Annotated in this window: 14 protein-coding genes; 8 read left to right on the top strand and 6 right to left on the bottom strand. The window is 34.0% G+C overall.

From position 1 onward, the window contains the following. Nucleotides 1-51 precede the first annotated feature (51 nt). Nucleotides 52-2,229: an outer membrane beta-barrel family protein gene (locus B0A64_RS13975; RefSeq protein WP_089480138.1), complete on the top strand. Its 2,178-nt coding sequence runs from the start codon at nucleotides 52-54 to the stop codon at nucleotides 2,227-2,229. 79 nt (nucleotides 2,230-2,308) lie between these two features. On the opposite strand, the gene B0A64_RS13980 is transcribed toward B0A64_RS13975, so the two are convergent. After that, complete coding sequence (locus B0A64_RS13980; RefSeq protein ID WP_089480139.1) at nucleotides 2,309-3,568, bottom strand: aspartate kinase; 1,260 nt, start codon at nucleotides 3,566-3,568, stop codon at nucleotides 2,309-2,311. Between the two features lie 215 nt (nucleotides 3,569-3,783). Continuing rightward, nucleotides 3,784-4,272: a GNAT family N-acetyltransferase gene (locus B0A64_RS13985; RefSeq protein WP_089480140.1), complete on the bottom strand. Its 489-nt coding sequence runs from the start codon at nucleotides 4,270-4,272 to the stop codon at nucleotides 3,784-3,786. 262 nt (nucleotides 4,273-4,534) lie between these two features. Here B0A64_RS13985 and fbp point away from each other — a divergent pair, with 262 nt between their 5' ends. Continuing rightward, complete coding sequence (fbp, locus tag B0A64_RS13990; RefSeq protein WP_089480141.1) at nucleotides 4,535-5,542, top strand: class 1 fructose-bisphosphatase; 1,008 nt, start codon at nucleotides 4,535-4,537, stop codon at nucleotides 5,540-5,542. Between the two features lie 244 nt (nucleotides 5,543-5,786). On the opposite strand, the gene B0A64_RS13995 is transcribed toward fbp, so the two are convergent. Then, nucleotides 5,787-6,218 carry a tellurite resistance TerB family protein gene (locus B0A64_RS13995; protein WP_089480142.1) on the bottom strand — a complete coding sequence of 144 codons (432 nt, stop codon included), beginning with the start codon at nucleotides 6,216-6,218 and terminating at the stop codon, nucleotides 5,787-5,789. 169 nt (nucleotides 6,219-6,387) lie between these two features. Between B0A64_RS13995 and B0A64_RS14000 the strand changes: the two genes are divergently transcribed. From B0A64_RS14000 to B0A64_RS14020, 5 genes are all read left to right on the top strand, one after another. Beyond that, a complete protein-coding gene (locus tag B0A64_RS14000) occupies nucleotides 6,388-6,981 on the top strand; it encodes a HupE/UreJ family protein (RefSeq protein ID WP_089480143.1) in 594 nt (197 codons plus the stop codon). A gap of 5 nt (nucleotides 6,982-6,986) precedes the next feature. Then, nucleotides 6,987-7,418, top strand: coding sequence for a deoxycytidylate deaminase (locus B0A64_RS14005; protein WP_089480144.1), 432 nt, complete (start codon nucleotides 6,987-6,989; stop codon nucleotides 7,416-7,418). Next, the gene (locus tag B0A64_RS14010; protein WP_089480145.1) at nucleotides 7,418-8,995 is read left to right on the top strand and encodes a S41 family peptidase; all 1,578 of its coding nucleotides are present in this window, start codon (nucleotides 7,418-7,420) and stop codon (nucleotides 8,993-8,995) included. The genes B0A64_RS14005 and B0A64_RS14010 overlap by 1 nt, the downstream gene beginning before the upstream one ends. Nucleotides 8,996-9,013: 18 nt before the next feature. After that, nucleotides 9,014-9,379 (top strand): nuclear transport factor 2 family protein, encoded by a 366-nt coding sequence (locus tag B0A64_RS14015; protein ID WP_089480146.1) that lies wholly within the window; start codon nucleotides 9,014-9,016, stop codon nucleotides 9,377-9,379. A gap of 81 nt (nucleotides 9,380-9,460) precedes the next feature. Then, the gene (locus B0A64_RS14020) at nucleotides 9,461-9,772 is read left to right on the top strand and encodes a hypothetical protein (protein WP_089480147.1); all 312 of its coding nucleotides are present in this window, start codon (nucleotides 9,461-9,463) and stop codon (nucleotides 9,770-9,772) included. Nucleotides 9,773-9,956: 184 nt separating this feature from the next. On the opposite strand, the gene B0A64_RS14025 is transcribed toward B0A64_RS14020, so the two are convergent. The 3 genes from B0A64_RS14025 to B0A64_RS14035 all read right to left on the bottom strand — a co-directional run bounded on the left by B0A64_RS14025 (nucleotide 9,957) and on the right by B0A64_RS14035 (nucleotide 11,450). Continuing rightward, nucleotides 9,957-10,562 carry an FAD-dependent oxidoreductase gene (locus B0A64_RS14025; protein WP_089480148.1) on the bottom strand — a complete coding sequence of 202 codons (606 nt, stop codon included), beginning with the start codon at nucleotides 10,560-10,562 and terminating at the stop codon, nucleotides 9,957-9,959. 1 nt (nucleotide 10,563) lies between these two features. Continuing rightward, on the bottom strand, nucleotides 10,564-10,764 hold the full coding sequence (locus B0A64_RS14030) for a hypothetical protein (RefSeq protein WP_017496183.1): 201 nt from the start codon (nucleotides 10,762-10,764) through the stop codon (nucleotides 10,564-10,566). Between the two features lie 107 nt (nucleotides 10,765-10,871). Continuing rightward, nucleotides 10,872-11,450 carry a MarC family protein gene (locus tag B0A64_RS14035; RefSeq protein WP_089480189.1) on the bottom strand — a complete coding sequence of 193 codons (579 nt, stop codon included), beginning with the start codon at nucleotides 11,448-11,450 and terminating at the stop codon, nucleotides 10,872-10,874. Nucleotides 11,451-11,756: 306 nt separating this feature from the next. Between B0A64_RS14035 and B0A64_RS14040 the strand changes: the two genes are divergently transcribed. Then, the gene (locus B0A64_RS14040; protein WP_089480149.1) at nucleotides 11,757-12,326 is read left to right on the top strand and encodes a DUF3109 family protein; all 570 of its coding nucleotides are present in this window, start codon (nucleotides 11,757-11,759) and stop codon (nucleotides 12,324-12,326) included. Nucleotides 12,327-12,480 lie beyond the last annotated feature (154 nt).

Below are 12,480 nucleotides of genomic sequence, written 5' to 3' on the forward strand. Positions count from 1 at the left end.
AGAGCTGACTTTTGTCTTAACAATAAGTCAAATTTTAATCGTAAAAAAATCATGAGATTACTCGTTGCAGTTTTCATTTATGTCTACTTTATTCTTTTTCATTCGGTAGCATCAAAAGCCCAGTCGACAAAAACAATTCAAGAAAAAGAGGCAAGCAGGAACAATGAGTTAAGCGAAGTCGTCATTAAAAGACAAGCAGGATTAGTAAAGTATTCTGCAAACGGTACGATCGACGTGAATGTTGCCCATACAATACTTTCTACAAGTAGTTCAGTCAATGAATTATTAGGCAGAGTACCAAACGTTATTGTTGCCGAAGGCCAAATTAGTGTACTCGGAAAAGGCGAAGCGATCATTTACCTAAACGGAATTTTGATTAATTACGAACGTTTTGCCGCAATTCCGGTTTCGCAAATCCTGAAGATTGAAGTAATCTCTAATCCATCGTCGAAATATGATGCCGAAGGAAAAGCGGTTATCAATATTATTACCAAAAAAAATATAGAAAACGGAATGTTAGGAAGCGCGAGTCAACAAGTTACCGTTTCAGAATTTGCCGGAACGAGCACTAATACACTTTTAGATTTTAATTATACAAAAGGAAAGTTTTCGTTTATAACAAATTACGGCTTGCAATTGGGCAAAGGCCGCGAATTATTGTATACGACCAGAACAAGACCCAATCCTGAGGATTATATGCGATCTGAATTAACCACAGATTGGAAACGTCAGTTTAATAATTATTCGAATTTTGGGTTTGGATTGCAATATGCTTTTTCAGAAAAGAATTATATCTCTTTGGCATATAGCGGCAATATTGAAGATTTAGGAGGAGTTGTAGAAAGCCGAAATTCAATTGCAAACAACACAGGAAATAGTTTTTATGCAACAGATATTGCTAAAAATGATGTACTGTTGAATCAGTTCATTAACCTGAATTATAATGCCATAACAGATCGTAAAGGTTCATCTTTATTTATAGGAACGCAATACTCTAATTATAACGGAACTATAAAAGATTTTATTGATGAAAATAGTTGGATTGACGAACACAATGCTGAAAAGTATTTGAAGAATAATGTCGACAATACAATTGATATTATAAGCATTCAGGCCGATTATTCTAAAAGGATAAATGAAAGTACAAAGCTCGAAACTGGAGCAAAGTACAGCAATGCGACAATAGAATCAGGAACAGATTTCCTAATTTCTGATTTTGAAAATGGCGCATTTGAACCTGATGATCAACTTTCGAGTGATTTTAAATACATTGAAAAAATCAGTGCCGCTTATTTTAATTACGGAAGCTCAATAGGAGAAAAGTTCAATTTTTCGGTTGGCGCCCGAGGCGAATGGACGAATTATGATTTGTATACCACTGCAAACGGAGTTCAGGAATTCAAAAAAAGTTATGGCAATTTTTTTCCAAATGTGCTGCTAAATATGGATGTTTCGAATGATTGGAAAGTGCATGCATCGTATGTTTCCAGAATAACAAGGCCACGATATCAGGGGTTAAATCCGTATGTTATTTATCAGGACCCGTTTACGACTATAGAAGGTAACCCGAACTTGTTGCCCGAGAAAGTTCATGCTTTTGAAATGGGTGCGATGTACAAAAAGTTTGATTTTAAAATAGGCTATACCTATAAAACAGATCCAATTTCTGGAGCTGCTTTGCGTGGCGACACACCAAATAGTTATATTTTACGATCATTAAATATAGAAAAAGAGCATACCTTTTTTACTTCGCTTTCAAGATCATTTACTAATAAATGGTGGAATTCAACGAATACCATTAGTATGAATTTAAGTAAATCGATCGATAATTTTTACCAATATACTTTGGGTCCGGTCAAACCTCAAATCTATTTATATTCTAATAATACATTTACGATTCCTAATCTTTTTAAAGTTCAATTGCTTGCCTGGTATCTTGGTGATAAGAGTTACGGATTACGAAGTGAAAATAGCAGATCGACAGTTACTTTAGGGATCGAAAGAAACTTTTTCAGAGAGGCGCTAAAACTCAATTTTACCGCAAATGATATTTTTCATGACTTTATGGTTTCCGGTAATTATGATGTAGGGCAAACCGAAATCTATTATCACAGAACCTATACGACGAACTATTTTAAACTAATTGCAACGTATAGTTTTGGAAATTCAAAGAAACAGGTTTTTAAGAAATCAGAGATTGAACAGACCGAAAATAATAGAGCGAGGTAAAAATAAAAAAGGCGTCACCATTAAGGGAAGCCTTTTCTGAATATAGTTGAATAGTATAATTAACGCTAATAAAAAAGATTTAATCGATCTCTTTAGTTACGATTTGCATCGTTTCGCGGCTTACTTGTTTTAGTAAAACAGCTTTGTTTTCTTCAACAGTTTGTGCAGCTTGTTCCGTAAAGTGGCGAATAGTATATAAAGTTACATTTTCGTTGTAATCTACTTTGAATTTTTTCGAAAGTATCGCATTCAATTCACTAAAGTTTTCAAATTTGTCTTCTACACAAACAGAGAAACTAATAGCCGAATTCTGGATTAAGTTTACTTTTATTTTAAATTGGTGAAACAAAGCAAAAATCTCACTGATGTTTTCTTCCATAATAAAAGAGAAATCAATTGACGAAAGCGAAATCAAAAGTTGGTTTCTTTTTACGATGAAACAAGGATATTGTGGTTCCAGATCTACACCTTTAGAAACACAAGTTCCTTTTAGTAACGGGTTAATAAAAGATTTTACGTACAACGGGATTTCTTTTTTCTGTAATGGTTGCAGCGTTTTTGGGTGAATAACTGTTGCACCGTAAAATGCCAATTCGATCGCCTCACGATAAGAGATCTGGTTTAGTAAACTTGCATTTTCAAAATAACGGGGATCCGCATTCATAACACCCGGAACATCTTTCCAGATTGTAACACTTTCGGCATTTAAGCAATAAGCAAAAATTCCGGCAGTATAATCAGAACCTTCACGACCCAAAGTAGTCGTAAAATTGTTTTCGTCAGCACCTAAAAAACCCTGCGTGATGTTTAATATTTTGCGCTTTACATTTTTGCTGATCAATTGTTGCGTCGTTTCCCAATCAACCTCCGCATCTCTGTAATTTGCATTAGTTTTAATAAAATTACGAACATCAAGCCATTGCGTCTGAATCCCTCTAAAATTCATATAATGACTTAAGATCGTAGTCGAAATTAACTCTCCAAAGCTTACAATCTGATCGTAAACAAAATTATAATTAGGAGATTTATTATGTGCCAGAAAATATTCTAATTCAGAAAACTGAGCTTTTACAGCAGTAAAAACCTCGTGTTTTTCGTCTTCAAATAAATCTAATAAAATCTGATTGTGATATTTTTTGATTTCCTGAACAGAGGAGTTCAACTCTGCCGATTTATCAAAATAATTCTTGATAACAACCTCAAGAGCATTTGTAGTTTTTCCCATCGCCGAAACGACCAAAATTACATCTTCGTAACCTACTTTTTCTAAAACGTCGTATACGTTTTTAATTCCATCAGCATCTTTAACTGATGCTCCACCAAATTTAAATACTCTCATTTTTAATTTTAGATTTTTAATTTTAGATTTCAGATTACATGAAATCTAGTGTTTCTTTATATTTTTTTTGCCACAGATTTAAATGATTAAAAAGATTTTAAATCTGTGTCAGCTTGCCACGACCCAAGCGATAGCGAACTGGCGAAGCAATTTTACTAATTAGCACGAATTAATTAGTGAAAATTCGAGGCGAAAAATCTGTGGCAAATATATTTTTACAGTTTGTCCAGAAACGAATTAATTCCTGCTTCATCCATTTGAACTACTCGCCATTCTTCAAGAATTTTTGCTCCGGAGTTTTCGTAGAATTTTACGGCAGGAGTATTCCAGTCCAACACATTCCATTCTACTCTTCTTACATTATCTTTTTTGCCTTGCTGCATGATTTCGGCATAAAGTGCAGATCCCAAACCAGTACCACGCATCTTTTCCTTTACAATCAAATCTTCAAGATGTATTGTTTTTCCTTTCCAGGTAGAATATCGGTAATAGTATAATGCGATACCAACTATTTCTTTGTTCTTTAATTCGTCTTCAATTTCTGCAACAAAAACATGAAACAATGGTTTTTCGCCAAAGCCATCACGCACTAAATCAGCAACAGTTATAACAACAGCTTCCGGTTCTTTTTCGAATATTGCCAACTCCTGTATTAATCCTAAAACCGATTTCATGTCTTCAGGATTTCCTTTTCTGATATTCATATTATATGGTCGTTATTTTTTAATTATATGTTACCCTTTTTATTCGTAATGCATCAGAAAAATGCAGAAGATTTTAAAAAAGGCAATTTCCTATATTCTTATTATTAATCAGTTATTAGCTAAATATGTATTTTTTTACGTGGTATTTCCAGCTTTAATTAGCAAATATACAATAGTGGCAAACTAACGAAATAATTTTTAAACCATTCTCACAAAAAAAACGATATTTGTGACTTAAAAATAAAACTACAACGATATAGTAATGGAAGAACGCAATAAAACACTAGGAGAGTTTATTATTGAGAATCAAAAAGCATTTCAGTATTCGTCGGGAGAGCTTTCCCGAATTATCAACTCTATACGTTTGGCGGCAAAAGTCGTGAACTATAAAGTCAACAAAGCCGGATTGGTGGATATTATTGGCGCAGCAGGCGAACAAAATATTCAGGGAGAAGATCAGCAAAAATTAGATGTCTATGCAAACGAAGTATTTATCCAGACGTTAATAAACCGTGAGATTGTCTGTGGTATTGCTTCTGAAGAAAACGACGATTTTATAACTGTTCAGGGGAGCGACAACAGTCATAATAACAAGTACGTGATCTTAATGGATCCTTTGGACGGGTCTTCAAACATTGATGTAAATGTTTCTGTAGGAACCATTTTCTCAGTTTTTAGACGCATTACACCAATAGGAACCCCGGTAACAAGCGAAGATTTTTTACAACCGGGAATCAATCAGGTGGCAGCAGGTTATGTAATTTATGGAACTTCTACCATGCTTGTGTATACTACAGGTCATGGAGTAAATGGTTTTACACTTAATCCGGCGATTGGTACTTTTTATCTTTCGCATCCCAATATGAAATTTCCGCGAGACGGACACATCTATTCTGTAAACGAAGGAAATTATGTTCATTTTCCGCAAGGCGTAAAAAATTATATTAAATATTGTCAGAGAGAAGAAGAAGACAGACCTTATACCTCAAGATATATAGGAAGTTTAGTTTCTGATTTTCATCGAAATATGATCAAAGGCGGAATTTATTTATACCCAACAAGTTCAAAAGCACCAAAAGGAAAGTTGCGTTTATTATACGAATGTAACCCAATGGCGTTTATTGCAGAGCAGGCAGGAGGAAAAGCAACAGACGGTTTTGGAAGAATTATGGAAATTCAGCCAACAGAATTGCATCAGCGAGTTCCGTTTTTCTGCGGAAGTTATAATATGGTCGAAAAAGCCGAAGAGTTTATGGCGGAAGCTCTTTAGTTTTCAGTCGCAGTCACCGTGTTCAGTCACAGTCACAGTGTTCAGTCGCAGTTTTCAGTCACAGTTTTCAGTCACAGTTTGCGGTAACAAGTGTTAATAAAAATAGGAAACCCGACAGATTTTTAAAATCTGTCGGGTTTGTTTTTATATAACATTTAGCCTGAAAACTGAGACTGAATACTGTTTTCAAGTCTGAAAACTGAAAACTGTGACTGAAAACTTTTTTCAAGTCTGCGACTGTATACTATTTATGCATGTGTTGCATTTCGTAAACAAAAGTATCACCATCTACTTTTTTATCTACAAGGGACAAAGCTTTTGCAATGATATAGTTTACGTTGCTTGGCGTAAATCCTAAAGCAATACCTAATTTTCTTAACATTACTTCTTGCTGGTCTTCAAGATGATGATCAACATGCACCATTCTTGTCAAATCATACAAACGCTCTAAACGTTGAACATGTAAATAAGGTGGGTTGATAGGATATTTTAATGGATCGTTAAGAATTTCTTCGTATTCAGTTTCTGAAATTTCTAAACGTGAAGCTAATTTGTCTAAGAAATTTTTTTCTTCCGGAAGAACAATTCCATCTGCTAATGCTACACGAACAATAGCTGAAAAGTGGCCTTTATTTCTTTGTTTGAATTCGCTATCAAATAAATCTGAAAATGACATAATTATAATTTTTTTATGCCACAAAGATAAATTTTATTTTAAATTAATAATTTTAATTTTCTCATAAAATTTAACGTATCAATATTCATTCATTTAATAGTAGAGGTCATTACTTTTTCAAAATAAATCGTAAGTTTACAACCCCTAATCATTTAATAGTATTACCCGTATGTCAGAATTTTGGATTTATTTTCAAATAGGATTGAAGCACGTTTTGGATATTCACGCTTACGATCACGTTCTTTTTTTAATTGCATTAACAACACCTTATTTGTTTAAAGACTGGAAACGCATTTTGTTGCTTGTTTCTGTTTTTACAATTGGTCATACAGTAGCCTTATTGCTTTCGGTTTACGGAATCATTGCAATAAAAGTGAATACTGTCGAATTTTTAATTCCGATAACAATTTTAATAACGGCAATTTTTAATCTTTTTACCGCTGGAAAAGCATCCAAAAGCGATGGTTTGAATCTGGTGTTTTTTGTAACCTTGTTTTTTGGAATTATACACGGACTTGGATTTTCTAATTATTTCAAGACTATTTTAGGAGGTTCACCTAGTTCAAAATTACTACCTTTAGGCGAGTTTGCCCTCGGGATCGAAGCCGCTCAGTTGGTGGTGGTTTTTGTAGTATTGTTTATATCCTATATTGTACAAACCGTATTTCGTTTTTCAAAACGCGATTGGGCACTTGTAATGTCGGCTTTTATTATAGGAGTAGTAGTTCCGATGATTATTGAAAGCCCAATTTGGAACAGATAAAATAAATGGAAGAAATAAAATTGAATAAATACGACAAAGCTTATTTGAGAATTGCCAGAGAATGGGGTTCCCTTTCGTATTGTAAAAGAAAGCAGGTAGGCGCTATTATCGTAAAAGACCGAATGATTATTTCTGATGGGTATAATGGCACACCATCCGGTTTTGAAAATTGCTGTGAAGACGAAGACGGATTAACCCGTTGGGATGTCTTGCATGCAGAGGCAAATGCAATTCTGAAAGTAGCGAGATCAACACAATCCTGTGAAGGAGCTACCTTATATATAACACTTTCGCCTTGCAAAGAATGCAGTAAATTAATCCATCAATCCGGAATAAAAAGAGTAGTGTATCATAACGGATATCGTGATGATTCCGGAATTCAGTTTTTAATAAAAGCAGGTATCGAAGTCGAACATATCCCGGTTTTAGAAGAGTAATGAAATTAAACTCAAAATATTTGCCAATCATTATCGGAGCGACTTTTGCGCTTGGTATTGTCATCGGAAGCCTTATGAATGCTCCCGTTGACGAACAGCTTTTGGCTAAAAATTATTCGAAAACAAAGCTGAATAAACTCATTGATTTTATCAACAACGAATATGTTGACAGCATCAATACAGATTCTATTGTAAACCTTACCGTAGATAATATCTTATCAAAATTAGATCCGCATTCCGTTTACATTCCCCCAACAGAACAAGCTGAGGTGGCCGAGAGTATGAAAGGTGATTTCGTAGGAATCGGAATTAATTTTTATATGTATAAAGATTCTGTTGCAATCATAAAACCAGTAGAAAATGGCCCTTCGGCGAAAGCCGGATTAAAATCAGGCGACCGAATTTTATTTGCCGGAAAAACTAAATTGTTTGGCAGAAGATTGCCCTCAGACAGTTTGTTTTCTAAATTAAAAGGGGTAAAAGGTTCTGAAATTGAATTGACAGTTTTTAGAAAATCAGAACAAAAGAAACTAAAGTTTAAAGTAAAAAGAGATATTATACCGATTAAAAGTGTAGATGCTTCTTTATTATTGGATAGCAAAACAGGTTATATAAAAATCAACCGTTTTGCCGAAACTACTTTTAACGAATTCAAAACCGGTTTAACAAGATTGAAACAAAACGGAATCGAGTCGTTAATTATTGATCTCCGTGATAATGGTGGCGGTTATATGGAAGAAGCCATTGCAGTTGCCGATGAGTTTTTGAAAGACAAACAACTCATTGTTTTTACTAAAAATAAAAACGGAACGACTGAAAAAACATTTGCAACAAAAGCAGGAAGTTTTGAAACAGGAAAAGTCTATGTTTTAATTAATGAAAACAGCGCTTCGGCAAGCGAAATCCTGGCTGGTGCACTTCAGGATAGCGATCGCGGGACTATTGTGGGACGTCGTTCTTTTGGTAAAGGATTGGTGCAACGCGAAATGGATTTCAATGACGGATCTGCTGTCAGGTTAACCGTAGCGAGATATTATACACCAACCGGAAGATCGATTCAGAAGCCCTATAAAAAAGGAAACGAAGAATATTATAAAGAATCAGAATCACGCCTGAAATCTGGCGAGCTTTATGCAAAAGACAGTATAAAGGTGGCAGATTCTTTGAAGTTTAAAACTCCAAAAGGTAAAATCGTTTACGGTGGTGGCGGAATTGTTCCGGATGTTTTTGTGCCAATGGAGGCTGAACACGGAAACGAAAATGTTGCTTATTTACTTCAAACCGGTATTGTTGGTCATTTTGTTTTTGAAGAACTCGATAAAAACAGAAATGCTTTTGCAGGTGTCCATTTTAATGAGTTTCTGACTAAGATGAAAAATTCAGATCTGTATTTTAAAAAGTTTAGAACCTATGTTTTAGCAACTGGACTGGATTTAAAATTAGATAAAACCAAAGCGTTGGTAAATCGTTACATTACCGCAGAATTTGCCAGACAACTGTATGGTGAATTGTATTATTATGACGTCATTTTGAAAGAGGATGCCATGATTAAAGCCGTTTTAGAACCAAAAAAGTAATCCTTAATTTTTGATCAGATGAAAATAGAAACTATTGTAAATGCTGAAATCGAACTTTTAACAGCAATTAAAAATGCTGATGTTGCAATGTTGGATAAAATGCTGCACGATGATTTGCTTTTTAATTTACCAGACGGACAAGTTATCACAAAAGAATTCGATTTAGAATCATATCGTTCGGGCAAAATGAAAATCGAAACATTAGAAGCTGCAGACCAAATTATTAAAATAATTGAGGATACAGCAGTTGTTAGCGTTATAGTGGTCCTGAAAGGAACTTATGACAACAATGTCCTTGCTGGTGCGTTTCGTTATATCAGAGTCTGGAAACAATTCGACGAAAGCCTGAAAGTAATTGCCGGAAGTTGTGCACAAATGGCATAAATTTTGAAAATAAAAATTAAATATAAACTTAAAAATAATTTAGCTCCTGATTGCAATCCGGACCGCAGTTAAACCATAAATATGAAAAATCTAAAAAGAGTAAGTTTCCTCGTAGTTTTAATGACTTTTGTAATTTCTTGTGCCTGTATGAAGGATAAAAACGCAATTTCAGGAAAAGTAGTATCTATTGAGAATGGAAAAGACGGATACACAGCCAAAATCAATACAGATAAAAATGAAGTTTATTTTGCTACAATCAGCATTGTAAATGTTGGTGGGCCTCAAAATTTCAAAAGATTTAAAGAAGGTGATGAGGTATCCTTAAAAGGAGAAATCTGGAAAACAGATACCGAGAAACACATCAAAGTAAAAGAAATTGTTTCTGTGAAGTAAAAAGTTAAACCATAAAAAAAATGAACCATTAAGATATTAAGTTTATTAAGCTTTGGGCTAAATTTTCTTAATATCTTAATGGTTTTGTCTTTTGTAGAAGTTTATGTTTTTTGATTTTCAGCATTAAGCTATTCAAGCGTCAAATCTTAATAAGCTTAATTAATAAAAAACTTATGTTTTAATTTTATCGGATACTATCGTGAGCGTGAGTTTGTACACCGTTATTCCATAAAGTTAGAATGTCTGTTGCAACAGCAGCACCACTTCCGGCAGCAATTGCCAATTGACTTCTCCAGCCTGCCAAAGTTCCAATTACATAAATGCCATCAGCAACTTTATGATCGTCGTTTTTAAGCTGAATACGTTGTTTTTCAGGAAGTGCTTTTTTATGAGGTTCGATGTAGTGCATCAATCCTTCGATGTCAAAAGTATTGGCAGAACCAATCCCGACAACAATATTTTTGGTTTTATAAGAATCTTTGTTTGTAATAATCGTAAACTCCGGGTAAGAACCTTCGATTTTAATGACTTTTTCGTTTGCAATCTGAGAGATGTGCGGGTAAGTTGTGGCTAAATCCTGCGTACTTTCTATTAGAAGATCAGATCCTAATTTTCCTGGCGTTATGCCATAAGCATTGTAGAAAATTGCCTCTTGTAAGGAAGAATTCTTTTGGTGGGTAAAAATTCCGATTTTTTTGTCGGTAACAAAAGCTTTGTTTTTTGCTGATCCTAAAACCAAGGCACAAGACATGCCTGAAACGCCTCCGCCAATAATTAAAACGTCGAACATATTATCGACCGTTTGTTTTTTCTTCAATTCTTTTAGAAATTCTAAAAATCAAAAGAATCAAAACGGCACAAAATGAAGCTGCGATTCCAATAAAAGCAACTACACTGTCTCCCTGGAAAGGATTTTTGAAGTCTAGCAACGTAATATTAAAAACAATTAAAGCTAATGCTAAAAGCACTAAGATTGAAGTAAAAATTTTCATAATGGTTGTTTGTTTGCCTAAAATAATAAAGTAAAACCTTTAGACGTAAAAAATGTCCTTAAGTTGTATTTTAGAAATTTTATGGGGTAAATTTATAAAAATAATTGTTAGACAAACAAACCTTTAACATTAGCAGCAAATAATTTAACAGCAATCGCTAAAAGTATCACTCCAAATGTCTTACGAACCACGCCAAGTCCGTTTTCTCCTAATAAATTCTCGATTTTCTTTGATGATTTTAAAACAACATACACCAATATAATATTCAATAAAATGGCGATTATAATATTAATGGTATGAAATTGTGATCGCAGCGAAAGTAAAGTAGTCATAGTTCCTGCTCCGGCAATTAAAGGAAACGCTAAAGGGACTATAGAAGCAGATCCCGGTTCTTCGTCACGATAAATCCGGATTCCTAAAATCATCTCTAAAGCAAGAAAGAATAATACAAACGATCCTGCAACGGCAAACGAATGCACATCGATCCCAATAAGGCTTAAAAATCCTTCTCCAACAAATAGAAAAACAATCATAATAGCTCCGGCAACAATCGAAGCTTTCTCAGATTCGATATGTCCAACTTTTGCTCTCAGATTCACAATGATAGGAATTGATCCTACGATATCAATTACAGCAAAAAGCACCATTCCGACAGTGATAATTTCTTTAAAATCAATCTCTAACATATTTTTTGAATTTATGGATTTAAAATTTTTTGCAAAGGTAGATAATAAAGGTAAGTGTTTTTTTGATACCATGTATTTTTGTTACAAAAACACGTTTTAAGTATCGAAATAGTGATATATGTAACAATTGATAGTTATTACACAGAGTTTCGCAAAGTATTCCCGCAAAGCTTAAATTGTAAAAAGATTAAAACAGCGCTATTCTTTGTGAATCTTTCTGAAAAACTCTGTGAATCTTTGTGGTAAATTTTTTATCCATTTTCTTTGCCTATCTTTGCACTTTATAAATTTCAGTACTTTATTATCATGTTTCAATTAGGTAAAACCATTATTTCAGAAGATATTCTTGAAAAAGAATTTGTGTGCAATTTGTCCGCTTGCAAAGGAGCTTGCTGTGTAGACGGAGATGCCGGTGCGCCTTTGAACGAAGCAGAAACTAAAATCCTGGAAGAAATTTATCCTAAGGTAAAACCTTTTTTACGTAAAGAAGGAATTGCAGCAATCGAAGCGCAAGGGACCTGGGTAAAAGGTACAGATGGCGATCTTGAAACACCATTAATAGATGAAAAAGATTGTGCTTATGTTATTTTTGACGGTAAAACGGCGCTTTGTGGAATTGAGCAAGCTTATAATCAGGGAATCGTAGACTGGAAAAAACCTGTTTCCTGTCATTTATATCCAATCAGGGTAAAAGACTTTACAGAGTTCGCTGCAGTAAATTATGATAAATGGGATATTTGCGATGATGCCTGTTCTTTAGGGAAAGAATTGGAAGTTCCGGTTTATAAATTCGTCAAAGAAGCCTTGATTCGTCGTTTTGGTCAGGACTGGTATTTAGAGCTCGAAAAAGTGGCTGAAGAACTCAAAAAATCTTAAAAAACAACACGCCTTAATTATTGCTTTTTGAGGACTTTTTTTAACTCAAAAAATAAAGTTTTAACTCAAAAAAAAACTTTTAAAAACAATTAAAAATTTCTTGCTTTTTATTCCAGAAAGTCTATATTTTACAGGGCTTCTAGGTTTAAGTATG

The organism is Flavobacterium araucananum, from assembly GCF_002222055.1.
In the GTDB taxonomy this organism is placed as follows: Bacteria; Bacteroidota; Bacteroidia; order Flavobacteriales; family Flavobacteriaceae; genus Flavobacterium; species Flavobacterium araucananum.